Origin of the sequence: Photobacterium andalusiense (assembly GCF_900185625.1) — a bacterium.
GTDB classification, from domain to species: domain Bacteria; phylum Pseudomonadota; class Gammaproteobacteria; order Enterobacterales; family Vibrionaceae; genus Photobacterium; species Photobacterium aquimaris.
This window is the reverse complement of the sequence record NZ_FYAJ01000013.1, coordinates 1-24688: the sequence shown is the minus strand read 5'-3', so window position 1 is coordinate 24688 and position 24688 is coordinate 1. Positions and strand designations below refer to the sequence as shown.

At 41.8% G+C, this 24688-nt stretch carries 21 protein-coding genes and 1 pseudogene; 19 read left to right on the top strand and 3 right to left on the bottom strand.

Features of this window, described 5'->3' with window-relative positions; all coding sequences use genetic code 11:
- Positions 1 to 7: 7 nt before the first annotated feature.
- The 16 genes from hscA to PAND9192_RS18160 all read left to right on the top strand — a co-directional run bounded on the left by hscA (position 8) and on the right by PAND9192_RS18160 (position 16649).
- Entirely contained in the window at positions 8 to 1861 is a 1854-nt protein-coding gene (gene hscA / locus PAND9192_RS18235) for a Fe-S protein assembly chaperone HscA (protein ID WP_087854896.1), read from the top strand.
- Positions 1862 to 1863: 2 nt separating this feature from the next.
- Positions 1864 to 2202 carry an ISC system 2Fe-2S type ferredoxin gene (fdx, locus tag PAND9192_RS18230; protein WP_087854895.1) on the top strand — a complete coding sequence of 113 codons (339 nt, stop codon included), beginning with the start codon at positions 1864 to 1866 and terminating at the stop codon, positions 2200 to 2202.
- Between the two features lie 126 nt (positions 2203 to 2328).
- Positions 2329 to 2526 (top strand): Fe-S cluster assembly protein IscX, encoded by a 198-nt coding sequence (gene iscX / locus PAND9192_RS18225; RefSeq protein WP_060999007.1) that lies wholly within the window; start codon positions 2329 to 2331, stop codon positions 2524 to 2526.
- Between the two features lie 147 nt (positions 2527 to 2673).
- Positions 2674 to 3957, top strand: coding sequence for an aminopeptidase PepB (gene pepB, locus PAND9192_RS18220; RefSeq protein WP_087854894.1), 1284 nt, complete (start codon positions 2674 to 2676; stop codon positions 3955 to 3957).
- A gap of 110 nt (positions 3958 to 4067) precedes the next feature.
- Entirely contained in the window at positions 4068 to 5345 is a 1278-nt protein-coding gene (gene pepB / locus PAND9192_RS18215) for an aminopeptidase PepB (RefSeq protein ID WP_087854893.1), read from the top strand.
- Positions 5346 to 5413: 68 nt separating this feature from the next.
- Positions 5414 to 5842 carry a nucleoside-diphosphate kinase gene (ndk, locus tag PAND9192_RS18210; RefSeq protein WP_087854892.1) on the top strand — a complete coding sequence of 143 codons (429 nt, stop codon included), beginning with the start codon at positions 5414 to 5416 and terminating at the stop codon, positions 5840 to 5842.
- 248 nt (positions 5843 to 6090) lie between these two features.
- Positions 6091 to 7212, top strand: coding sequence for a dual-specificity RNA methyltransferase RlmN (rlmN, locus tag PAND9192_RS18205; RefSeq protein WP_087854891.1), 1122 nt, complete (start codon positions 6091 to 6093; stop codon positions 7210 to 7212).
- Between the two features lie 58 nt (positions 7213 to 7270).
- The gene (gene pilW / locus PAND9192_RS18200; protein WP_087854890.1) at positions 7271 to 8029 is read left to right on the top strand and encodes a type IV pilus biogenesis/stability protein PilW; all 759 of its coding nucleotides are present in this window, start codon (positions 7271 to 7273) and stop codon (positions 8027 to 8029) included.
- Positions 8019 to 8990: a cytoskeleton protein RodZ gene (rodZ, locus tag PAND9192_RS18195; RefSeq protein ID WP_087854889.1), complete on the top strand. Its 972-nt coding sequence runs from the start codon at positions 8019 to 8021 to the stop codon at positions 8988 to 8990. The genes pilW and rodZ overlap by 11 nt, the downstream gene beginning before the upstream one ends.
- Positions 8991 to 9008: 18 nt before the next feature.
- The gene (gene ispG / locus PAND9192_RS18190) at positions 9009 to 10121 is read left to right on the top strand and encodes a flavodoxin-dependent (E)-4-hydroxy-3-methylbut-2-enyl-diphosphate synthase (protein ID WP_065177076.1); all 1113 of its coding nucleotides are present in this window, start codon (positions 9009 to 9011) and stop codon (positions 10119 to 10121) included.
- 104 nt (positions 10122 to 10225) lie between these two features.
- The gene (gene hisS / locus PAND9192_RS18185; protein ID WP_087854888.1) at positions 10226 to 11494 is read left to right on the top strand and encodes a histidine--tRNA ligase; all 1269 of its coding nucleotides are present in this window, start codon (positions 10226 to 10228) and stop codon (positions 11492 to 11494) included.
- Positions 11495 to 11507: 13 nt separating this feature from the next.
- The gene (locus tag PAND9192_RS18180) at positions 11508 to 12119 is read left to right on the top strand and encodes a YfgM family protein (protein ID WP_087854887.1); all 612 of its coding nucleotides are present in this window, start codon (positions 11508 to 11510) and stop codon (positions 12117 to 12119) included.
- 10 nt (positions 12120 to 12129) lie between these two features.
- Positions 12130 to 13293 (top strand): outer membrane protein assembly factor BamB, encoded by a 1164-nt coding sequence (gene bamB, locus PAND9192_RS18175; RefSeq protein ID WP_087854886.1) that lies wholly within the window; start codon positions 12130 to 12132, stop codon positions 13291 to 13293.
- A gap of 176 nt (positions 13294 to 13469) precedes the next feature.
- Positions 13470 to 14975, top strand: a complete 1506-nt coding sequence (gene der, locus PAND9192_RS18170; RefSeq protein WP_087854885.1) for a ribosome biogenesis GTPase Der — start codon at positions 13470 to 13472, stop codon at positions 14973 to 14975.
- A gap of 75 nt (positions 14976 to 15050) precedes the next feature.
- Complete coding sequence (locus PAND9192_RS18165) at positions 15051 to 15959, top strand: alanyl-tRNA editing protein (protein WP_234999215.1); 909 nt, start codon at positions 15051 to 15053, stop codon at positions 15957 to 15959.
- A gap of 459 nt (positions 15960 to 16418) precedes the next feature.
- The gene (locus tag PAND9192_RS18160) at positions 16419 to 16649 is read left to right on the top strand and encodes a zinc ribbon domain-containing protein (RefSeq protein ID WP_087854884.1); all 231 of its coding nucleotides are present in this window, start codon (positions 16419 to 16421) and stop codon (positions 16647 to 16649) included.
- 59 nt (positions 16650 to 16708) lie between these two features.
- Here the strand turns inward: PAND9192_RS18160 and xseA are convergent, their stop codons facing one another.
- Positions 16709 to 18061 (bottom strand): exodeoxyribonuclease VII large subunit, encoded by a 1353-nt coding sequence (gene xseA / locus PAND9192_RS18155; protein ID WP_087854883.1) that lies wholly within the window; start codon positions 18059 to 18061, stop codon positions 16709 to 16711.
- A 273-nt stretch (positions 18062 to 18334) separates the two neighbouring features.
- On the opposite strand from xseA, the gene guaB reads away from it, so the two are divergent.
- The 3 genes from guaB to PAND9192_RS18140 all read left to right on the top strand — a co-directional run bounded on the left by guaB (position 18335) and on the right by PAND9192_RS18140 (position 23385).
- Entirely contained in the window at positions 18335 to 19798 is a 1464-nt protein-coding gene (gene guaB, locus PAND9192_RS18150; RefSeq protein WP_060999032.1) for an IMP dehydrogenase, read from the top strand.
- Between the two features lie 113 nt (positions 19799 to 19911).
- Complete coding sequence (gene guaA, locus PAND9192_RS18145; RefSeq protein ID WP_065167425.1) at positions 19912 to 21495, top strand: glutamine-hydrolyzing GMP synthase; 1584 nt, start codon at positions 19912 to 19914, stop codon at positions 21493 to 21495.
- Between the two features lie 330 nt (positions 21496 to 21825).
- Positions 21826 to 23385, top strand: coding sequence for an AbgT family transporter (locus PAND9192_RS18140; RefSeq protein WP_087854882.1), 1560 nt, complete (start codon positions 21826 to 21828; stop codon positions 23383 to 23385).
- A gap of 143 nt (positions 23386 to 23528) precedes the next feature.
- On the opposite strand, the gene fghA is transcribed toward PAND9192_RS18140, so the two are convergent.
- Positions 23529 to 24377, bottom strand: a complete 849-nt coding sequence (gene fghA, locus PAND9192_RS18135; RefSeq protein ID WP_087854881.1) for an S-formylglutathione hydrolase — start codon at positions 24375 to 24377, stop codon at positions 23529 to 23531.
- A gap of 90 nt (positions 24378 to 24467) precedes the next feature.
- Positions 24468 to 24688: pseudogene (locus tag PAND9192_RS18130) on the bottom strand (S-(hydroxymethyl)glutathione dehydrogenase); the annotation flags it as partial.

Sequence of the window (24688 nt, the reverse complement as noted above, 5' to 3'; positions counted from 1 at the left end):
AACGATAATGGCATTTTTACAGATTTCTGAACCCGGTCAAAGTGCAGCACCGCATCAACAAAAATTAGCGGTAGGTATTGATTTAGGGACGACAAACTCATTAGTGGCAACTGTCCGTAGTGGCGTTGCAGAAACATTAAAAGATGCTGAAGGACGTTCAATTTTACCCTCAGTGGTTCACTATACTGAGAAACATGTGTTAACTGGAGATGCTGCGCGTGCGTATGCACAACGCGATCCTGTGAATACTATTTTATCGGTAAAACGTCTTATGGGACGCTCATTGGTTGATATTGAGCAACGTTATCCGCAATTACCTTATCAATTTACCGCATCAGAAAATGGCTTACCGCAGTTAGTGACTCGCCAAGGTGCGATGAATCCGGTACAAATCTCTGCTGAAATTTTAAAATCATTAAGTCAGCGTGCAGTAGAAAGCTTAGGCGGCGATCTTGAAGGTGTTGTGATCACCGTGCCGGCTTATTTTGATGATGCTCAGCGAGCAGGTACAAAAGATGCGGCTAAGTTAGCCAATTTAAATGTTTTGCGCTTACTTAATGAACCAACGGCAGCAGCCATTGCTTATGGTCTTGATTCTGGTCAAGAAGGTGTTATCGCTGTTTATGATCTCGGTGGTGGTACATTTGATATTTCGATTCTACGTCTGTCTAAAGGTGTATTTGAAGTATTAGCGACCGGTGGTGATTCTGCATTAGGTGGTGATGATCTTGATCAGCTAATTGCTGATTGGATATTAACTCAAGCTCAGTTCACTGAAACATTAACCCCGCAACAACGTCGTGAATTACACGATGCTGCTCAACAAGCGAAAGTGGCTTTGAGTGACGCTGATAGCGTTGCCATCAATGTCCTTGGTTGGCAGGGTGATATCACTCGTGAGCAATTTAATACGCTAGTAACGCCATTAATTAAGAAAACCTTATTTGCGTGTCGTCGTGCGCTAAAAGATGCTGATATCACTATTGATGACGTGATTGAAACCGTGATGGTCGGCGGTTCAACCCGTGTACCATTAGTACGTGAATTAGTCGGGAACTTCTTTGGTAAAACACCACTAACCTCGATTGACCCTGATCAGGTGGTTGCGATTGGTGCAGCTATTCAAGCTGATATTCTGGTGGGTAATAAACCCGACTCAGAGATGTTGTTACTTGATGTGATTCCATTGTCATTAGGCATTGAAACCATGGGTGGCATGATTGAGAAAATTATTCCACGTAACACTACGTTACCTGTAGCGCGCGCTCAAGAATTCACCACTTTTAAAGATGGTCAGACAGCAATGTCGGTTCATATTGTTCAAGGTGAGCGTGAAATGGTGAGTGATTGCCGCTCATTAGCTCGATTTACTTTGCGTGGTATTCCACCAATGGCGGCTGGTGCAGCTCATATTCGTGTTACTTATCAAGTTGATGCGGATGGTTTGTTGTCGGTAACAGCAATGGAAAAAAGTAGCGGTGTACAATCATCAATTCAAGTGAAGCCATCGTATGGTCTTTCTGATGATGAGATTGCAACCATGCTCCGCGATTCAATGACATTTGCTCAAGATGATAAAGATGCGCGTGCATTAGCGGAACAACAGGTTGAAGCCGATCGTGTACTTGAAGGCTTAATCGCGGCATTGGCTGCAGATGGTGAAACCTTATTAAGTGTTCAAGAGCGCGATGAGTTAGAAACTGTAATGATGGAACTGGTTCAATTACGTCAGAGTGGCGATACTCGTGCAATTGAAGCAGGAATTAAGAAAACTGATAAGGCCAGCCAAGAATTTGCGTCACGTCGAATGGATCAATCTATTCGTCAAGCGTTAGCTGGTCAGTCTATTGATGAGGTTTAAGCATGCCTAAGATTATAATTTTACCTAATGAAGAACATTGCCCTGAAGGCGCAATTTTAGACGCACAATCTGGCGAAACAATCCTAGATGTTGCATTGCGCAATGGCATTGAAATTGAGCATGCATGTGAAAAGTCTTGTGCATGTACTACATGTCATGTTGTTGTTCGTGAGGGCTTTGATTCTCTAAATGAGAGCGATGAACTTGAAGATGACATGCTTGATAAGGCATGGGGACTTGAGCCTGAATCTCGCTTAAGTTGTCAAGCGCGTATAGCTGATGATGACTTAGTGGTCGATATTCCACGTTATACCGTTAACCTCGCTTCTGAAGCACATTAATCGAAACAACTAAATAGGTCGCCATTGTGGTGGCCTATTTTTTTAGCTATTGATTAGGGTTAGGACTATTTATTGAAGTGATAGTTAAGTTAATTTGTTATTTGTATTCAAAAATGAGGATTTATTATGAGTTTACAATGGATTGATTCGCGTGATATTGCGATTGAATTGATTGAACTTCATCCTGATGTTGATCCAACCCAAGTTCGCTTTACCGATCTTCGTGAGTGGATTATTGCGCTGGATGAATTTGATGATGATATTGATCACTGCAATGAAAAGATTTTAGAAGCGGTACAAATGTGTTGGATTGACGAGCAATAATCACTATACCGAAAAATTCTGTTTTATGGTTGCCTCTCAAGGGTGATGAGCATAGTCTTATTAACGACAAAAATAGAATAACAATAACGCAGTAATCAGCTTTGTTTCATTGCTTTGGCTGTGTGATATTTATCAAGGAGCGTATCAATGTCTACCATAATGTCTGTGGGTCTTTCTCATCAAGCAGCAGGTTCACAGTGGGGAACCAATGCATTAATTAGTTTTGGTGCTGAAGGCTGTGTGATTCATGTCTCCACCAATGATCTTTTTGGCGATATTCAACGTGCTGGTCGTCGGTTGGATGCGCAAGGCATTAAAGCCGTTAACTTAACGGGCATGGCATGGGGCTTAGACGCAATTTGGGCGTTCTTACAAGGCTATCGTAATCCTAAAGCAGACAATACTGTGCAGTGGTCAGCCTTATCGGCGCTTGATGAAGCGGAATTGCAGGCGCGGATCAAAACCATTAATTGGGTGTGCGATATTATTAACCAACCGGCAGATGTGGTTGCGCCTTCACAATTGGCCGCTCGCGCTGGTGAGTTTATTAAATCATTAGCCCCTGAACATGTTACCTATAAAATCGTTAAAGGTTATGATTTACTAGATGAAGGTTGGAACGGTATTCATGCCGTTGGTCGTGGCTCTGATCACCGCCCGGCGATGCTACGCTTAGATTACAACCCAACGGGTGATGCTAATGCACCAGTCTTCGCTTGTGTTGTTGGTAAAGGAATTACTTTTGATTCCGGTGGTTATAGCATTAAGCCTTCTGCGGGTATGACAGCAATGAAAGCGGATATGGGCGGTGCAGCTTTAGCAACAGGAGGTCTAGCATTAGCAATGGCACGTGGGCTTAATAAGCGAATTAAACTGGTTCTATGTTGTGCTGAGAATATGATTTCAGGCCGTGCATTAAAACTTGGCGATATCATTAAGTATAAAAACGGTAAAACAGTTGAAGTACTTAATACCGACGCTGAAGGCCGATTAGTGTTAGCCGATGGTTTAATGTATGCCAATAGCCAGCAACCAGAGTTGATCATTGATTGCGCGACCTTGACGGGCTCTGCCAAAATGGCATTAGGTAATGATTACCATGCGTTATTGAGTTTTGACCAAGCGTTATCGCGTCAAGCATTAGCCGCAGCAGCACAAGAAGGTGAAGGCATGTGGCCGCTACCTTTAGCTGAAATTCACCGTAATATGTTGCCATCGAATTTTGCTGATTTAGCCAATATTTCAAGTGGTGATTTTATGCCTGGAGCAAGTACAGCGGCGGCATTCTTATCGTATTTTGTTGATGATTATCAGCAAGGCTGGATGCACATTGATGCCAGTGGCACTTTCCGTAAGAGCGGTAATGACCAATGGGCAGCAGGCGCAACGGGTATGGGGGTTAAAACACTAGCACGTATTCTTGCGCAATAATTATTCTGCCAACAAAAAGCCTTCTTAAGCAGTTTAAGAGGGCTTTTTTTATATTTAAATTACGCCAAATAAAAAATATAGACTATAAATAAAACAAGAGGTTATAAATAATGTTGACAGTAAACTTATCAAAAGAGCCCGCACGTGCTCCTTGGGGTATTAATGCCTTAATCAGTTACCAAACTGATAGTGTCACTGTGCATTATGGTGATACATTTAATTTGCGTCGTATTCAGCAGGCTGGCCGTCAAATTCAAACTCAATCAATCACTGCAGTCAGTTTAAAAGGTGATGGTTGGAACTATGAACGTCAATGGGCATTTTATTGCGGCTTTGCAGCGACTATGGATAACGTCACTATCCAGTGGGCATCGATTGATGAAGATGAGTTGGAACTGTTGAATGCGCGTCGGCATAGTCATGACTGGGCGCGAACCTTGATTAATACTGGCCCTGATAGCATTTATCCACAAAAATTAGCCCAAGCAGCAGTGCAGTTTTTATCTGACATTGGTGGTGATCATATCAGTGCGCAAATGATTGTGGGTGATGAACTACTCGCTGACGGTTGGATTGGTATTCATAGTGTTGGTCGCGGAAGTCAACATCCACCGGTATTGTTAGAACTTGATTATAACCCTACAGGTAATCCTGATGCACCGATTAGCGCTTGTTTGGTAGGTAAGGGAATCACCTTTGATTCCGGTGGTTATAGCTTAAAGCCAAGTGCTGGCATGGTCAGTATGAAATGTGACATGGGGGGCGCGGCAACGGTTACTGCTGCATTAGGGTATGCTATTGCACAAGGTTTAGCTCAACGGGTCAAACTTATTCTTTGTTGTGCTGAAAATATGGTGTCAGGCGATGCTTATAAGCTTGGCGATGTGTTAACGTATAACAATGGAGTATCTGTTGAAATAGTAAATACTGATGCTGAAGGGCGATTAGTATTAGCCGATGGCTTATTGCTTGCTTCTGCAACCAAAGCCCCATTAATTATTGATGCTGCCACGTTAACAGGCGCAGCAATGATGGCGGTCGGTAGTGATTACAATGCTATTTTTGGTTTTGATAAACCATTGTTAGCCCGTGCTCAACAGCTATCAGAATTAGTCAATGAACCTGCGTGGCCATTACCACTTGAAAAGTGGCATCAAGATTACTGTCCGTCTGCATTTGCAGATACCGCCAATAGTCGCGTTCAAAAAGGTGGTGGCATGGGAGGAGCTTCAAATGCGGCAGGATTTTTATCGCGCTTTGTTGATACCGATAATTGTGGTTGGATTCATTTCGATCTAGCAGCATGTTATCGTGACAGTGCTGATCCACGTTGGGCAGTCGGTGCAACGGGCTTAGGTATTGCTAATATTGCAGGATTACTATTGTAAGGTAAGGATCCCTATCAGTGGATACTAAGTAAATGGACGGCAACTAGACTCAAAAGGAAACTATAATAATGACAATAGAAAAAACTTTTTCAATCGTAAAGCCGGATGCTGTTAAACGAAATTTAATTGGCGCTATTTATCAACGTTTTGAAAATGCAGGTTTGAAAATTGTAGCGGCAAAAATGTTACAGCTGACAAAAGTGCAAGCTCAGGGCTTTTATGCTGAACATGAAGGTAAGCCTTTTTTTGACGAATTAGTTGATTTTATGACATCAGGACCGGTGATGGTGCAAGTGCTTGAAGGTGAAGATGCCATTGTTCGTTATCGAGAACTGATGGGAAAAACTAATCCTCAAGAAGCTGCGTGCGGTACTATTCGTGCCGATTTTGCTATTAGTTTACGTTATAACTCGGTTCATGGTTCAGATAGCCCAGTATCAGCAGAGCGTGAAATTGGCTACTTTTTTGCTGCTGAAGAGTTATGTCCTCGTAGTTAATGACTGTGCAGTGATGAAAAAATAAGCAAAACCAAATACTAAAGGGAGGCTCAGGCTTCCCTTTGCTATTTTAAGCACCAAGATTACTATCGCCGCTAAAATAACCATACAGTGAACAGGTGGAAACCCGCGCCTAAAGGCTGTACAATTTCGCGCCTCAAACCCTGGTAACTTCGATGGGACTGCCGATTGCAGATCTCCGAGTTATAAAGGCGCAGCAATAGTCATTTTTAGTGAGGCACCAACCGATGACAACTGTCAAAATTAATCTGCTGGATTTCGATCGCAAAGGTCTGCGTAAATACTTTGCCGAAGAGCTTAATGAAAAGCCATTCCGAGCAGATCAGATAATGAAATGGATCTATCATTTCGGTTGTGATGACTTTGAGCAAATGAACAATATTAATAAAAAGTTGCGCGAAAAATTACAGCGTGTAGCTGAAATTCGTGCGCCTGAAGTTTCTAATGCGCAATACTCAAGTGACGGCACCATTAAATGGGCTATGCGTGTTGGTGATCAAGACGTAGAAACAGTTTATATTCCTGATGAAGATCGTGCGACGTTATGCGTGTCTTCTCAAGTAGGTTGTGCGTTAGAGTGTAAGTTCTGTTCAACAGGCCAACAAGGCTTTAACCGTAATCTACGTGTATCTGAAATTATTGGTCAGGTATGGCGTGCATCAAAAGAAATTGGCTTACAAAAAGAAACCGGTCGTCGTCCTATTACTAATATCGTAATGATGGGTATGGGTGAGCCATTACTGAACATGAAAAACTTAATTCCAGCATTAGAAATTATGCTTGATGATTTAGGTTTTGGGTTATCTAAGCGTCGCGTTACCGTATCAACTTCTGGTGTGGTTTCTGGCCTAGAACAAATGATCGGTACTATTGATGTTGCATTGGCTATTTCATTACATGCGCCAACCGATGAATTACGTTCGCAAATTATGCCAATTAATGATCGTTGGGATATTGAAACGTTTCTTGATGCTGTGCGTCGTTACGTTAATTCAACCAATGCTAACCGTGGTCGTGTAACGATTGAATACGTGCTACTTGATCATGTCAATGATGATATGGAGCATGCACGTCAGTTAGGCCGTCTACTAAAAGACACGCCAGCGAAGATTAACTTGATTCCATTTAACCCATATCCGGGATCTCCGTATAAAAAACCTAGTAATTCACGTATAGATCGCTTTATGAAAACTCTAATGGAGTATGATTACACAGTTACTGTACGTAAAACGCGTGGTGATGATATTGATGCAGCGTGTGGCCAGTTAGTGGGTGATGTTATTGATCGAACTAAACGCACTCAAGCTAAATTATCAACGGGTGAACCGATTGCAGTGAAAACCCTTTAAATTAGATTAGCGATTATAATCACTTCGCGGTTTAACATGGATGTTAAGGTGAGTAAAAATGATACGATGGATACATTATCCATTATTTTCTTGTTTACTGTTGGCCGGTTGTGCCACTGTGACAGTAGAAAATAGCGCTGAACAATTCAATGCCATTGATGCTGCTGAAGCACGAATGACATTGGGGTTAAGTTATTTAAAAGTAGGTCAATGGCAACGTGCCCGTGAAAATCTGGAGCAAGCATTAGAGTATGCGCCAGATTATTATCGTGTCCAAAATGCCATGGCCTATTATTATCAAAAGGTAGGTGAAAACGCCGCTGCTGAAGAAATGTATAAAAAGGCCTTAAAGGACTCACCTAAAAATGGTGACGTACTTAATAATTACGGGGTGTTTTTATGTAGCGAAGGGCGTTATGACGAAGCCATCAGTGCTTTTGTTAAAGCTATCGATCAACCTTACTATTACCTTATTTCGGCAAGTTATGAAAATGCAGGTTTATGTAGCGATAAACAAGGCAATGACTTACAAGCGATAGATTATTTTGAAAAAGCACTTTCTCATGATCCATATCGTCCGAAATCAATGTTACAACTGGCACGACTACAATTAGACGCTAATAATTATAAAGACGCTCGTGTACTGTTGTTTAAATTTAATAAGCGATATGGGTATACAGCAAATAGCTTGCTGTTACTTATTCAGTTAGAAAACCAAACTGGACGGTTAACTTTGGTCACTAAATACGCTAACTTATTAAAAGAACAATTCCCTGATTCTCAGCAATATCAGAATTATCTAGCCAATGAATACTGAACATAACGATTCATCTCAACCAAACAATGTTGCACGACCAGGCGATATGCTTCGTCAGGCGCGCGAACAATTAGGTTACTCACAAACAGATATCGCGAACCGATTACGGCTACGATTATCTGTTATCAATGATATTGAAAGTAACTGCTTTGATAGTGAAAAGATATCGACATTTACTCGAGGGTATGTGAGATCGTATGCAAAGTATGTTGGTTTAGATGATGTTGCCGTAGTTGGTTTACTTGACGATTATGGTCACTCGAAACCGAAAGCACAAGAAATGCAAAGTTTCTCACGCCGCACTAACCATGAAGCGCATGATAGCCGTATAATGGGGCTAACATGGATTTTAGCGGTGATTTTTGTCGGTGTGACAGCGGTATGGTGGTGGCAAAATAGTCACTTAGATCGTGATCTTACACCTGCAGTTGATGTGGCTAATGTTGAAACGCCAGCACTAACGGATGATACACCAGTTGTGGTTGAACCATCTGCAACAACGGTAACGGCTGAGACGAGTAGCACCGATACAACGGCGGCAGATGTTACGCCACCGCCAACGGATGTAACTGCTTCAAATGTTACGCCTGCTGCAATCAACATTGATACAGTGCAGGCTCCAGTCGTCACAACAGATACAGCAATAAAACCTGTGGCTGCAGTTACGGCTGACACTTCAACGACAGCAGCAGTAACACCTGTTGTAACAACAGAGGTTGCAGCCGCACCGGCATTAGAGCTTACGTTTGCTGCCGATTGTTGGATTGATATTCGTGATGCAAATGGTAAACGTCTTGAAAGTGGCATTAAGACTGCGGGTCAAACACTTACTCTTGATGGCAAGGCGCCGTTTCGAGTGCGACTTGGTGCGCCAAGTGCCGTTAAAATAGAAATTAAAGGGCAACCTTTCGATCTTAGCCGTTATCCGGCGGGTCGACCTGTAACGTTAACGTTGCCGTAGTAATAGAGAATAATAAACATGCATAACGAATCACCCATTATACGTCGCCAATCAAGCCGAATTTATGTCGGTAATGTGCCTATTGGCGATGGCGCTCCGATTGCTGTGCAGTCGATGACCAATACCCGTACCACAGATGTTGAGGCTACGGTTGCTCAAATTCGAGCGCTGGAAAAAGTAGGTGCCGATATCGTTCGTGTTTCTGTACCGACAATGGATGCCGCTGAAGCATTTAAGTTGATCAAGCAACAAGTCAATGTTCCTTTAGTTGCTGATATTCATTTTGATTATCGTATTGCATTGAAAGTAGCTGAATACGGCGTTGATTGTTTGCGTATTAACCCTGGTAATATTGGTCGTGAAGATCGTATTCGCTCAGTGGTTGAATGTGCGCGTGATAATAATATTCCAATTCGAATTGGCGTCAATGGCGGCTCGTTAGAAAAAGAAATTCAACAAAAATACGGTGAGCCAACGCCAGCTGCGTTAGTTGAATCAGCGATGCGCCATGTCGAGATTTTAGATCGCCTTAACTTTGATCAATTCAAAGTTAGTGTTAAAGCTTCTGATGTGTTTCTTGCGGTTGAATCTTACCGCTTATTAGCAAAGCAAATTATTCAGCCATTGCATTTAGGTATTACTGAAGCGGGTGGTGCGCGCGCAGGTTCTGTGAAATCAGCTGTGGGTCTAGGAATGCTATTAGCTGAAGGCATTGGTGATACGTTACGTATTTCATTAGCTGCAGATCCAGTTGAAGAGATCAAAGTAGGATTTGATATTTTAAAATCGCTGCGTATTCGCTCGCGTGGAATTAACTTTATTGCTTGCCCAACTTGTTCACGTCAAGAGTTTGATGTTATCGCAACGGTCAATGAATTAGAGCAACGCTTAGAAGATATCGTGATTCCAATGGATGTTTCTATTATTGGTTGTGTGGTTAATGGTCCAGGTGAAGCTGAAGCTTCGCATCTAGGTATTGCTGGTGGTAATCGTAAAAGTGCCTTCTATGAAGACGGTATTCGTCAAAAAGAACGCTTTGATAACGATAACGTCATTGATCAACTTGAGGCTAAAATCCGCGCAAAAGCCTCAATGTTAGACCTAAACAATCGTATTGATATTACGCAATAACATAAAATAGTAAAAACCATGCTGTTATTGTGGCAGCATGGTTCACTATTTCCGCAATAAATTATATATTCGATTTAAATCCCCATCGAAAAATGAGAATAATCGTGGCGAAACAAATTCAAGCAATTCGAGGCATGAACGATTGCCTACCAACACAAACTCCACTTTGGCAAAAAGTCGAAGGTACAGTTAAACAAGTGATCAGTGCATATGGTTACAATGAAATCCGTATGCCAATTGTTGAGTCGACACATTTGTTTAAACGTGCAATCGGCGAAGTTACTGATGTTGTTGAAAAAGAAATGTACACCTTTGATGATCGTAATGGCGATAGCCTAACATTACGTCCAGAAGGTACAGCAAGCTGTGTACGTGCTGGTATCGAAAATGGTCTGCTTTACAATCAAGAACAACGTTTATGGTACATGGGCCCAATGTTCCGTCATGAGCGTCCACAAAAAGGTCGTTACCGTCAATTCCACCAAGTTGGTGTAGAAGTATTTGGTATTGATGGCCCGGATGTTGATGCCGAATTGATCATGATGACCGCGCGTTTATGGCGTGAACTTGGTATTAATGACCATGTTCGTCTAGAGTTAAATTCTATTGGTTCACTGCAAGCACGTGCAGAGTACCGCACTGCATTAATTGCGTTCCTTGAACAGCATATGGATGTATTAGATGAAGACGCTAAGCGTCGTATGTACACTAATCCACTGCGTGTACTTGATACTAAAAACCCAGCGATTCAAGAAATCCTTGTTGATGCACCAATGCTTTCAGCGTACCTCGATCCAGAATCACAGCAACATTTTACTGGATTATGTGAACTATTAGACGCTGCTGGCATCAAATACCAAGTAAATGAGCGCCTTGTACGTGGTTTAGATTATTATAACCGTACTGTATTTGAGTGGATCACTGATAGCTTAGGTGCACAAGGTACAGTATGTGGTGGTGGTCGTTACGACGGTCTAGTTGAACAACTAGGCGGTAAAGCAACCTCATCAGTCGGTTTTGCGATGGGCCTTGAGCGTTTGGTATTACTGATGGAAGCACTAGAGCAAGACGATGTACGTCGCTCGGTTGATGTTTACATGGTAACTGCCGGTGAAGGTACATTAACTGCTGGTATGCTGCTTGCAGAAAAGTTACGTAACCAATTACCACAGTTACGCATTATGTCTAACTTTGGTGGCGGTAATTTTAAAAAGCAATTTAAACGTGCTGATAACGTAGGTGCAGCCATTGCCCTGGTTCTTGGTGAAAATGAAATTGCACAAAACACGGTTGTGGTTAAAGATCTCCATGGCGGTGAACAAACAACCATGGCACAGGACGAGGTTGCCGCTAAATTGGCAGCGTTGATTTAAGAGAGGACAGGAAGTGAACGAGTACGCCACAGAAGAACAACAGGTTGAAGCGATAAAATCGTGGTGGCAAGATAACGGCAAAGCCGTTGTTCTAGGCGCTGTGATTGGTTTAGGCGGTCTATTAGGCTGGCGTTACTACCAGGCCGAAGTCCATGCTGCGAAGCATTTAGCATCAGATTCCTATACTCAAGTAGTTACAGCTCTCGACAACAATAGTAAAACTGCTGTCACTGAAGCGCAAACGTTCATTGAAGCTAACAAAGACAGCCAATACGCTGTTCTTGCAGCATTACAATTAGCGAAAGTTCAAGTTGAAAATAACGATCTTGATGGTGCAATTACTCAACTTAATTGGGTAATTAATAATACTAAAGATAACGCTATTTTACCGTTAGCTGTAACGCGTCTAGCACGTATTTACGCTCAACAACAAAAATTTGATCTAGCTTTAACTGAACTTAAAAAAGTAACGATTCCAAGCTGGAATGAAAATATTGCTGAATTACGTGGCGATATTTTGCTACAAAAAGGCGATATTCCAGCTGCTCGTGAAGCATATATAGAAGCTCAGCAAGATGGTTCATCACCAGCATTGCAAATGAAGCTTAATGACTTAGCTCAATAAGGCGGACATGATGCATAAGGTGTTAAAACGAGCTTTAGCCGTAGCAGTTGCTGTGAGCGTACTATCGGGGTGTGCCAGTGAAGTTGATTCTATTCATATGGCACCATTGCCAAAAGTAGATAATACCTTCACACCAAAAACCGATTGGAGCCACAGTGTCGGTGACGGCGTTTCTGGCTACTATTCAAAACTGACTCCTGTTGTTGGTCAGAATAAAGTCTTTGTTGCAGATCGTAATGGTTTGGTTGAGGCTTTGAATCCTAGTAACGGTAAAGTGTTATGGGAAAATGACTTAGAGAAAGAGACTCCTGTTAAAATTTCTGGCGGCTTAGTATTAGCTGACGGGAAAATTTTCATGGGTACCGAAAATGCAGACGTTATCGCATTAGATGCCGAAACTGGTAAAGAAGTTTGGCGTGCTAAAGTTGCAGGTGAAGTGCTGTCAAAACCATTAGTTGATAGTGGTATTGTGGTTGTTAATACCAGTAGTGGCGTGTTACAAGCACTGAATGCTGATACTGGTAAAAGCAAATGGCAAATCAGCAATGAGATTCCAACCTTAACCTTACGTGGTACTAGCTCACCGGTTGCTATTGCTGGTGGTGTTTTCTGGGGCCTATCAAATGGTCGCTTAGAAGGTGCTATTTTAAATAATGGTCAAGTGTTATGGCAGCAAACAATCTCAACGCCTAAAGGTTCAACTGAAATTGATCGTTTAGTGGATGTTGATGCTGCACCAGTGATTGCTGGCGATCGTCTATACGCGATCGGCTATAATGGTTCATTAGTATCAATTGATCTTCGTAGTGGTCAAATTGCATGGAAACGTAATTATTCATCAGCAACAAATTTTGTGGTTGATGGTAATGAATTGTTCCTTGTAACGTCGAAAGATCATATTGTCGCAGTTGATGCCCGTAGTGGTACCGAACTATGGCAAAACAAAGATCTTCAATATCGTCAACTGAGTGCGCCGGCTGTGATTGATGGCTACTTAGTGACGGGTGATGCGGAAGGATATCTGCACTGGTTAGATACTCAATCCGGTGAATTTGTTTCACAAGAATCGATTGACGGTAGCGGAATTGCGGTACCGCCAGTTGCGCTTGATAACAATGGTTTCATTGTTGTTACTCGTGATGGCGAAATCAACAAAATGCAAATATCGAAATAAGTCGGTATACTGTCGCTAGATTAATTTGTCGGCTCCAGCTGTCTTATGCAGTTGGAGCCGTTGTTGTTATATCCGTTGTGTATATTATTGTCGGATGAAGATAAGTAAATATGCTTATTTGAGGCAAGAATGAACGGTAAAATGTCAATTAAGACTATGAAAAGTAAGAGGTAATTATGATTCCTGTTGTTGCCCTTGTCGGGCGCCCAAACGTGGGTAAATCGACGTTGTTCAATCGTCTTACTCGCACGAGGGATGCACTAGTTGCAGACTTTCCTGGTTTAACTAGGGATCGTAAATACGGTAGAGCTGAGTTAGAAGAGCACGAATTTATTGTTATTGATACCGGCGGTATTGATGGCACAGAGGAAGGTGTTGAAACTAAAATGGCTGAACAGTCATTAGCGGCAATCGAAGAAGCAGACGTGGTACTGTTCTTGGTTGATGGTCGTGCAGGATTAACATCGGCTGATGAAGCAATTGCAAAGCACCTACGTAGCCGTGAAAAGCCAACATTTTTAGTGGTTAACAAGGTTGATGGTATTGACCCTGATACTGCGTGTGCTGAGTTTTGGCGTTTAGGCGTTGATGCGATGTTCCAAATTGCAGCAACCCAAAACCGTGGCGTTACAGCACTAATGGAACGTGCATTAGCACCATTCTCTGATAAATTAAATGCAGAGTTAGCAGCTGAAAATGACGAAGACGGTGAATTTACTCTTGAAGATTTAACCTCAGTTGCAGACATCGAGAAAGCAAACCTTTCTGAAGAAGATGCTGAAGCTGCGTATAAACGTCTACAAGAACAACCAATTAAGATGGCTATCATTGGCCGTCCTAATGTGGGTAAATCAACCCTAACTAACCGTATTCTTGGTGAAGAACGCGTTGTTGTTTACGATATGCCGGGAACAACACGTGACTCTATTTACATTCCAATGGAACGTGATGGTCAAGAATATGTATTGATTGATACTGCAGGTGTTCGTCGTCGTAAGAATATGAGCATGGCAGTTGAGAAGTTTTCTGTTATTCAAACATTGAAAGCTATCGAAGATGCTAACGTTGTATTGTTAGTTATCGATGCGCGTGAAAATATTTCAGATCAAGATCTAAGCCTACTTGGTTTTGTTCTTAACTCTGGTCGCTCATTAGTGATTGCAATTAATAAGTGGGATGGCTTAGATAACGACGTTAAAGATCGCGTTAAATCTGAACTTGATCGTCGTCTTGGTTTTGTTGACTTTGCGCGTATTCACTTTATTTCTGCATTGCATGGCACAGGTGTTGGTCACTTATATGAATCAGTTATTGAAGCGTATAAGTCAGCAACTAAGCGTATTAGCACATCATTGCTAACTCGTATTATGCAAATGGCACAAGATGATCACCAGCCACCAATGATTCGTGGCCGTCGTGTGAAACTTAAGTATGCCCATGCGGGTGGTTATAACCCACCGATTATTGTGATTCACGGTAACCAAGTTAATGACCTTCCGGGTTCTTACAAGCGTTACCTGATGAACTACTACCGTAAGTCATTAGAAATGATGGGTACACCTATTCGAATTCAATTCCAGAATAGTGAGAACCCATTTGAAACAACTAAGCAGAAGTTGACGGTTTCTCAAGAGCGTCAACGCAAGCGTCTAACTAGCGCTTTACATGATCGTAAAAAGTAATTTTTGACGACTGTGTGTTGTTTTTAGATGTGAAAGCCCAACCATAGTGTTGGGCTTTTTTATAAGGAAAATATCATGTCTGCTATTACAGCAACGATGGCGATGCCAACTTTGATTACACCAACCAAAGTCGTTTTTACCCAAAATCAATGGCAAATAGATACCACGGTTATTTGTGCAGAGGCTAATAAAAACGGTACTACATGGGTGGTAACGGCACAGACTCCGTTTCATCCTGTAAGCCATATTTGGCCAGATCATCCCGCTGATCGTGGTCAATTATGCTATCAAGACCAGTGTTATAATGTTGTTGATTGTGTCGTTGGCGCTATCGAAATCGCGACTCAGCAATTGTATATTGCCAGCGATATTCCCGTTAAGCGTGACACCGAAGGCTGGGCATTTGTGGTGGTTCATTCTATAGATGCTGCGATTGTGATTGCAGCTGCTGAAACTGTCACATTAACGGTTGATAAGGCCTATCAACAAGCATTAAGTCGTGGTCACAGCGGTGGTCATTTATCATCACTGGCATTAAATAAAGTGTTGCACCATGATTTTTGGCGCAAAGATCCTAGTCGCCGTGATGAATTAGGTTATTACGATTTCCACAGTTATGCGCAAGAAAAGAGCCTTGTCAGTGAAAATTGCAGTACCGATCATTACCGCTTAGGTAAGACCTTGCGTAAACGAGGGTTAAACAGTGCTGAGATGGTGGCTAATTTAGCTCAAATAACCTTAGACATTAATCAGCAACTTGCACAATGGATCCAATTAGCAACGCCAATAGTGATGCGACGTGAAGGGGAAACATTAACTGACTCACGTTATTGGCAGTGTGATTTAGGCGATGAAGGTATTATTGAAATTCCTTGCGGCGGTACCCATGCAACGTCACTGGCTGAGTATCAATCTTTAGCGGTTAAATTTGAGGTTATCTCTGATCAAGAGATCGTGATGATCACTACAGCAATACCTCTTTAGAACGCGCTAACAAGGGTATTTAAAATCGTCTTCGGACGATTTTTTTTAATTAAACGCTGCTCTATAGCAATAAAAGTCTAATTTTGGTGGTGTTTGATCTTGTTTGCCATGATTTTATTGTTTTATTAAATGTTGTTATACTCGATTAAAATACGAAAGTGTTAATATATTATACTGTTAAAAATCCATATGCAGAATATGTAACTTATGCTTTCGGGATGTGTATTGATAAATATTCTTTTACTAGCTGATCGCTGATCGTGGTTAATAAACACGATGATCACCCATAAGGGTAATGATCATCACTGGGATCATGGTACCTGAATTAATGTTAATTACACACCGTGGCGAATAGTGAAGATCTATCGTGTTAAATATTTATTGGATGGTTTTAATTTTAGTAGCATCTCAGCGAATAATTTTGCATGCTAGAGCAAATTCATTAAGGAGTAATAGAGAGTGAGTGAAAATATTTGTCCGCAATGTGAGAGTGAATTGAGTTGGAAAGATCAGGGGTACTTCTGCGACTATTGCCAACAAAAAGTAATAAAAACAGCGTTTTGTCCTGACTGTTCAGAGCAATTAGAGAAGTTACAAGCGTGTGGTTCTGCAAGCTATTTCTGTAATCATTGCAATGAATTAAAATCAAAATCACGCGTTAAAAGTGTATTTAATGTTGTTGCAGATTAGCGTTATAGCGAAGATGTATGCCGCAATAATGATCACTATTGCGGCTATAAAGCAAACGGTTATGAAGGGTTAACAGTGGTATAAATCTTACCGTCAGTTACGGTTGTGATCAGTTGATCTCCGGCTTTAACTTGATCGCAATGGCGAATAACATTGCCTTTATCATCTCGAGTAATCGAATAACCACGGCTAAGCGTTGCCAGTGGACTTACCGTATCGAGTTTCTCAGCAGCTAATGCTAATTTATGGTTAGCATTAAGTAGCTTACGATCCATAGCATCAAATAATCTGCGTGTCGTGCTCGCCAGTGTGGCTTTATCATGCTGTAAACGTTGCTGTGGCGAATAAAGTGACAGCTTATAGGTATTTTGAGTAATACGTTGTTGCTGTATTTGAGTCTTTTTCAGCATAATCTGCTGTAGTCTACGACTGATATCATCTAAATGCTGTTGTTGTTGATTTAAGCGTAATTGTGGATGTTGACGCTCTAATCGATGACTCAAAAGGTTAATAGATTGGTTCTGCTTGGATAAGTAGCGTTGTACAGCATGCTGTAATTGTCTTTTTTTATGGGCTATCTTTTCTGCTTGTGATGAATTATCGCGGCTGATTAACTCTGCAGCAGCAGATGGCGTTGGTGCGCGCATATCAGCGACAAAATCAGCAATAGTGACATCGACCTCATGACCGACAGCACTGACGATAGGGATCTGACTCGCTGCAATAGTACGAGCAACGATCTCTTCGTTAAATGCCCATAAATCTTCCAATGAGCCACCACCTCGACCAACAATTAATACATCACATTCTTGTCTTGCATTAGCGCGTCCAATCGCTTGAGCTATCGATATTGCTGCGCCATCACCTTGAACCATTGTTGGATAGATAATTACCGCTAAGCTTGGATCACGACGCTTTAATACTTGTAAAATATCGTGCAGTGCCGCACCTGTTTTAGAGGTAATAATACCGACACATTGTGGTTGTGGTGGTAATGGTTTTTTCAATGACTGAGCAAATAAACCTTCTGCAGCAAGGGTCATTTTTAGTTGTTCAAATTGTTGTTGTAAACGACCATCACCCTCTGGTTGCATGCTTTCAATAATCAGTTGATAGTCGCCACGAGGTTCATAAATAGATAATCGTGCTTTGACTAATACTTGATTACCATTGCTCGGTTTAAAAGTGACATGGCGATTGTTGCCTTTGAACATCGCGCATTTTACTTGAGCGCGAGCATCTTTGAGGGTGAAATACCAGTGACCAGAAACTGGCATCGAGAAATTTGATAATTCACCGACAAGCCAAACAATTCCCATTTCATTTTCAAGGATCAGACGAACTTGGGCATTGAGACTGGAAACGGTGTAGATGCGATCGTTAGATTGGCTTTGAGAAGCGAATAGAGTCACGAAGTGAGGTACCTGCTAGCGAATGAGTGGCGGCAGGCGGTCAGAAAACTATCAAATAGAACGAAAAACGCCTAGGCAGATCAATGGACAGATCTTGGCCGTATTTCGTCGACCGCATCACCGGATAGTTAACCGAAATAGACTACTCAGCAAATGTTTTTTGTCAATAAAAAAATAAAAAATAAATATAGCCAAACGATTGCTTCATACGTATAATCCGTTCGCAATATTTTAATCTTCTTTGTAAACCTTTAAATTGGTGTGAGATATTGCATGTTACGAATTAAAAAAGAAGCGTTGACGTTTGATGATGTATTACTAGTTCCTGCTCATTCTACAGTCCTACCTAACACTGCCGATCTGCGCACCCGTCTCACGAAAGAGATTGCTCTTAACATTCCTATGCTATCAGCATCTATGGACACCGTGACTGAAGGTCGCTTAGCTATTGCACTGGCTCAAGAGGGCGGCATTGGCTTTATCCACAAAAACATGTCTATCGAACAACAAGCGGCTGAAGTTCGCATGGTTAAAAAGTTCGAAGCTGGCGTTGTTGCAGAACCTGTTACTGTTAAGCCAAATAACACCATTGCAGATGTTAAGCGTTTAACATTAGAAAATGGTTTTGCAGGTTACCCTGTGGTTACTGATAACAATGAATTAGTTGGTATTATTACTGGCCGTGATGTTCGTTTTGTTACCGACCTTTCAATTAAAGTTGAAGAAGTGATGACGTCTAAAGACAAACTTGCTTCTGCTAAAGAAGGTGCATCTCGCGAAGAAGTTGAAGCTATCATGCAACAGCACCGCGTTGAAAAAGTACTACTTGTTGATGATAACTTCCGTCTAAAAGGAATGATCACCGCCAAAGACTTCCAAAAAGCAGAACGTAAACCAAATGCATGTAAAGATGCGCGCGGTAGCTTACGTGTTGGTGCTGCTGTTGGCGCTGGTGCGGGTAACGAAGAACGTGTTGCTGCATTAGTTGAAGCGGGCGTTGATGTATTACTTATTGATTCATCTCATGGCCACTCAGAAGGTGTTTTACAACGTATTCGTGAAACTCGTGCTGCTTTCCCTAATCTACCAATTGTTGGCGGTAACGTTGCAACGGCTGAAGGTGCTCGTGCACTGATTGAAGCGGGTGTAAGTGCCGTGAAAGTGGGTATTGGCCCGGGTTCAATTTGTACTACTCGTATCGTAACAGGTGTGGGTGTTCCACAAATTACTGCGATTTCAGAAGCGGCATCTGTTGCTGATCAATACGGTATTCCAGTTATTGCTGATGGCGGTATTCGTTACTCTGGTGATTTATGTAAAGCAATCGCTGCTGGTGCATCATGTGTAATGGTTGGCTCAATGTTCGCAGGTACTGAAGAAGCACCGGGTGAAGTTGAACTATACCAAGGCCGTTCATATAAATCATACCGTGGTATGGGTTCATTAGGCGCAATGTCAAAAGGTTCTTCTGACCGTTACTTCCAATCAGATAACGCGGCAGACAAGTTAGTTCCTGAAGGTATTGAAGGCCGTGTGGCATACAAAGGCTTGATGAAAGAAATCGTGCATCAGCAAATGGGTGGTTTACGCTCAAGCATGGGTCTAACAGGCTCTGCAACAATTGAAGATTTACGCACGAAAGCTGAATTTGTACGTATTTCAGGTGCTGGTATGAAAGAATCGCATGTTCATGATGTGACGATTACAAAAGAAGCACCTAACTACCGTATGGGTTAATTGTTAGGCAGTCGGTAGTCTTTTGACGAAAACGATTGCCTAAGTGAAGAAGTTAGATAAAATCGGGGCTAGATATAGCCCCCAATACATTCAATTTTTGAGATAGCTCTATAATGACCACTACCGCAAATATTCATGACCAACGTATTCTTATTTTGGATTTTGGTTCGCAATACACTCAGTTAATTGCCCGTCGTATCCGTGAAATCGGCGTTTACTGTGAGCTTTGGAGCTGGGACGTTGATGAAGCTGATATCCGTGATTTCAATCCAAACGGTATTATTCTTTCTGGTGGTCCTGAAAGTGTTACTGAAGCGGGTTCTCCTCGCGCGCCACAGTATGTATTTGATGCGGGTGTTCCGGTATTTGGTGTGTGTTACGGCATGCAGACCATGGCAGAACAACTGGGTGGTAAAGTAGCAGGTTCTGATGAGCGTGAGTTTGGTTATGCGCAAGTTAAAATTGTTGAGCAGACTGCTTTCTTAAAAGATATTCAAGACGCTGTTGCTGCTGATGGTACACCACTGCTTGATGTGTGGATGAGCCACGGTGACAAAGTTGTCGAAATTCCAGCAGATTTTGTCAAAATTGCTGAAACAGATACCTGTCCATTTGCTGCGATGGCAAATGAAGACAAGCGTTTCTATGGCGTGCAATTCCACCCAGAAGTTACGCATACTCGCCAAGGTATGAAGTTAATTGAAAACTTTGTAATGAATGTGTGTGGCTGTGAAAAGCTATGGACATCAGCCAATATTATTGAAGATGCGATTGAACGTATCAAAGAACAAGTGGGTGACGATGAAGTTATCCTTGGTCTTTCTGGTGGCGTTGATTCATCTGTGGTTGCAATGCTTATTCACCGCGCGATTGGCGATAAGCTAACGTGCGTATTTGTTGATAACGGTTTGCTTCGTCTTAACGAAGGTCAACAAGTAATGGACATGTTTGGTGATAAATTTGGCCTAAATATTGTTCACGTTAAAGCAGAAGATCGTTTCTTAACGGCATTGGCTGGTGTTGATGAGCCAGAAGCAAAACGTAAGATCATCGGTCACGTATTTGTTGATATCTTTGATGAAGAATCAAAGAAACTTAAAAATGCTAAGTGGTTAGCACAAGGTACAATCTACCCTGATGTTATCGAATCTGCGGCATCTAAGACAGGTAAAGCACATGTGATTAAATCACACCATAACGTTGGCGGCTTGCCAGATGATATGGAAATGGGCTTGGTTGAACCATTACGTGAATTATTTAAAGATGAAGTACGTAAGATCGGTCTAGAGCTTGGCTTACCTTATAACATGCTATACCGCCACCCATTCCCAGGGCCAGGTCTAGGTGTACGTGTATTAGGTGAAGTAAAGAAAGAATACTGTGATTTACTACGTCGCGCCGATGCTATCTTCATTGAAGAATTACATAACGCCGATCTTTATAATAAAGTATCACAAGCATTTACTGTGTTCTTACCTGTGCGCTCTGTTGGCGTGATGGGTGATGGTCGTAAATACGATTGGGTTGTATCGCTACGTGCGGTTGAAACTATCGACTTTATGACCGCACATTGGGCACACTTGCCGTACGATTTCTTAGGTAAAGTATCTAATCGTATTATCAATGAAGTAAACGGTATTTCACGCGTTGTTTACGATATTTCAGGCAAACCGCCAGCAACGATTGAGTGGGAATAATCACTGCTTTACTCGCAATAATTGACTAATAAAAAGCACCTACGGGTGCTTTTTTTATGGCTGCAATTTAGCGTTAATTGGGTTTGATTACCCTGGTTGTTAATAAATTGTTTTTTTTATGTGTGTTGTAAGTTTCGTATTAACGATTGGTTACAATATGTTGTGGTAGGTAAGTGTTATAAGTAGGTCTATAACACTGTTTGTTGTGGTAATTTCATTACAATCGTTCAGCGAATATTCAGACTTTATTTGAGCGAAAAAAAAATGAGATCGACTACATATAAGTAGATCCGCACAGCAAACATAACCACATAAGGACATGGAATTACCATGAACGAAAAAACACTTAAGCAAGCACCACCTCCTTCGACGAGTGCGATGGACAAGTTTTTAAATGGTATTGAGCGTGCAGGTAATAAAATTCCTGATCCTGCTTTACTGTTCTTTTGGGGTTTAGTTACCGTTTGGGTTTTGTCTGCGGTGCTATCACAGTTTGATTTTGGCCTTGTGCACCCAGTTACTAAAGATGTTGTGCAAGTGAACAACTTGCTAACGGGTGATGCAATGGCAAGCTTTTTGGCTAACATGGTGAAGAATTTCACCGGTTTTGCGCCATTAGGTATTGTATTAGTTGCAATGTTAGGTGTTGGTGTTGCTGAAGCGTCGGGCTTTATCAATACTGGCCTTAAGAAAATGCTTAACGTTACACCAGCTAAACTGCTGACACCGATGCTAATTTTAGTGGCGATTGTTTCGCATACAGCCGCGGATGCAGGTTATGTATTGGTTATTCCACTAGGTGGTATCATCTTCCACGCGGCTGGTCGTCACCCGCTTGCAGGTATTGCTGCTGCGTTTGCAGGTGTTTCTGGTGGTTTCTCTGCGAACTTTATTCCTTCTGGTATCGACCCATTATTGGCGGGCTTCACCCAAGAAGCAGCTCGCATCATGGATCCAAGTTACATTGTTAACCCGTTAGCAAACCTAATGTTCACTGGTTTATCATCATTTGTTATTGTTGGTATTGGCTGGTACATCACAGATAAAGTGATTGAGCCACGTTTACAAAAAACCGCAATTGATGCTGATGCTGAAGAAGCACCTGATATGGGTTCTTTTACAGCACTAGAAAGTAAAGCGTTCTCATATGCTGGTTGGACAATGCTAGCAGGTATTGCATTGCTTGTTGCGGCAGTATGGCCTGAAACATCACCATTACGTTCACCAACAGGTGAAGTCGCTGCCTTTAATGCACCTGTAATGCAATCTATCGTACCGTTAATTTTTATCCTGTTTGTTATTCCAGGTATTATCTACGGCAAAGTGGCAGGCACATTTAAGCAAAGCGCTGATATTATTAAAGCAATGTCGACCACAATGGCGGGTATGGCTGGCTTTATGGTAATGGTGTTCTTTATTGCACAATTCTTGGTTGCATTTACACAGTCAAACTTAGGTACACTATTAGCACTTTCTGGCGCACAGTTACTGCAAGAAATGAACTTACCTGGCCAAGTAACGATTGTTGGTATGATTTTACTCACTGCAAGCGTTAACTTATTAGTCGGTTCAGCGTCTGCTAAATGGGCATTGATTGGTCCTATCATGGTACCAATGCTGATGGCTGTGGGTATTTCTCCTGAATTAACTCAAGCGGCTTACCGTGTTGGTGACTCAGTATCTAACATTATTTCGCCAATGATGGTGTTCTTCCCATTAGTGGTAGTTTACATGCAGCGTTACGTGAAGAGCTCTGGTATTGGTACATTAGCATCAATGATGATGCCGTACTCAATTGCAATGCTTGTGGGTTGGACTATCTTCCTACTAGCGTACTGGACTCTTGGTATTCCACTAGGTGTTCAAGCGCCTTACACTTACAGCATGTAATTAATAGACTGTAATAACGGTAATTAGCTTTAATACAGAGTTATCGTTAAACAAATAAAAGCCTCGAGCAGTATCACTGTTCGAGGCTTTTTTGTATTCCATTAAACCCTGTCTGCAAAGAGGAGCTTAATAAAATTTAGTGATTATTTATTGAAGTTCTCAACGTGGAAACGAAGATGATCGTCAATAAATGATGCCATAAAGTAGTAGCTGTGGTCATAACCATCTTGCATACGAATTTCTACTGGGTAGTTATTCGCTTCAGCCGCTTCAGCTAGGGTTTCCGTACGAAGTTGACCATCGTTGTAGAAATTATCATGCGTACCTTGATCGACTAACATTGGCATTTTGAGAGTTGCTTTACGCATTAATTCACTTGAATCGTATTGCTTCCAATTTTGTGTATTGGTACCTAAGTAACCAGTAAACGCTTTTTGGCCCCAAGCACAATTCATTGGATTAGTAATCGGACTAAATGCAGATGCTGAGCTGTAGCGCTCAGGGTTACGCATTGCGATCATTAATGCGCCATGTCCACCCATAGAGTGACCACTGATTGCACGTTGCCCAGTTACAGGGAAGTGAGCTTCAATCAATGCTGGTAATTCATTAACAATGTAATCATACATGTGGTAATGACGGTTATACGGTGCTTCTGTTGCATTAACATAGAAACCAGCACCAAGACCAAAGTCATAAGCACCTTGTGGGTCGTCAGCAACACCTTCGCCACGTGGGCTGGTGTCAGGGGCAACAATAGCAACACCTAATTCGGCAGCCATACGCTGTGCACCTGCTTTTTGCATAAAGTTTTCATCAGTACACGTTAGTCCTGATAACCAGTAAATAACCGGTACTTTTTTACCTGCCGCACATTGTGGCGGTAAGTAAATAGCAAAACGCATATCACAATTTAAGACTTCTGAGCGGTGAGTATATTGCTTATGCCAGCCGCCAGCACTTTTATTACAGCTAATATTTTCTAAAGGCATTGGATTTGGTCTCTTGTTAAATTTGCGCAGAGTGTTGATACTCTGCGCATTTTTTATAGCGTTATTATAGAAAGCTTCTAGATAAAAAGCTTACTTATCGAAGTGAATAACCGTACGGATACTCTTACCTTCGTGCAATAGGTCAAATGACTTGTTGATGTCGTCTAGGCCCATGTTGAATGAGATGAAGTCATCAAGTTGGAATTCACCTGCCATGTAACGGTCAACGATACCAGGAAGCTCTGAACGGCCTTTAACACCACCAAATGCAGAACCACGCCATACACGACCAGTTACTAGTTGGAATGGAC

Bases quoted from the DNA above. Each gene is read 5' to 3' on its own strand.
- hscA (WP_087854896.1), top strand. From the start codon at position 8: ATGGCATTTTTACAGATTTCTGAACCCGGTCAAAGTGCAGCACCGCAT.
- fdx (WP_087854895.1), top strand. From the start codon at position 1,864: ATGCCTAAGATTATAATTTTACCTAATGAAGAACATTGCCCTGAAGGC.
- iscX (WP_060999007.1), top strand. From the start codon at position 2,329: ATGAGTTTACAATGGATTGATTCGCGTGATATTGCGATTGAATTGATT.
- pepB (WP_087854894.1), top strand. From the start codon at position 2,674: ATGTCTACCATAATGTCTGTGGGTCTTTCTCATCAAGCAGCAGGTTCA.
- pepB (WP_087854893.1), top strand. From the start codon at position 4,068: ATGTTGACAGTAAACTTATCAAAAGAGCCCGCACGTGCTCCTTGGGGT.
- ndk (WP_087854892.1), top strand. From the start codon at position 5,414: ATGACAATAGAAAAAACTTTTTCAATCGTAAAGCCGGATGCTGTTAAA.
- rlmN (WP_087854891.1), top strand. From the start codon at position 6,091: ATGACAACTGTCAAAATTAATCTGCTGGATTTCGATCGCAAAGGTCTG.
- pilW (WP_087854890.1), top strand. From the start codon at position 7,271: ATGATACGATGGATACATTATCCATTATTTTCTTGTTTACTGTTGGCC.
- rodZ (WP_087854889.1), top strand. From the start codon at position 8,019: ATGAATACTGAACATAACGATTCATCTCAACCAAACAATGTTGCACGA.
- ispG (WP_065177076.1), top strand. From the start codon at position 9,009: ATGCATAACGAATCACCCATTATACGTCGCCAATCAAGCCGAATTTAT.
- bamB (WP_087854886.1), top strand. From the start codon at position 12,130: ATGCATAAGGTGTTAAAACGAGCTTTAGCCGTAGCAGTTGCTGTGAGC.
- der (WP_087854885.1), top strand. From the start codon at position 13,470: ATGATTCCTGTTGTTGCCCTTGTCGGGCGCCCAAACGTGGGTAAATCG.
- PAND9192_RS18165 (WP_234999215.1), top strand. From the start codon at position 15,051: ATGTCTGCTATTACAGCAACGATGGCGATGCCAACTTTGATTACACCA.
- guaB (WP_060999032.1), top strand. From the start codon at position 18,335: ATGTTACGAATTAAAAAAGAAGCGTTGACGTTTGATGATGTATTACTA.
- guaA (WP_065167425.1), top strand. From the start codon at position 19,912: ATGACCACTACCGCAAATATTCATGACCAACGTATTCTTATTTTGGAT.
- PAND9192_RS18140 (WP_087854882.1), top strand. From the start codon at position 21,826: ATGAACGAAAAAACACTTAAGCAAGCACCACCTCCTTCGACGAGTGCG.
- fghA (WP_087854881.1), bottom strand. From the start codon at position 24,377: ATGCCTTTAGAAAATATTAGCTGTAATAAAAGTGCTGGCGGCTGGCAT.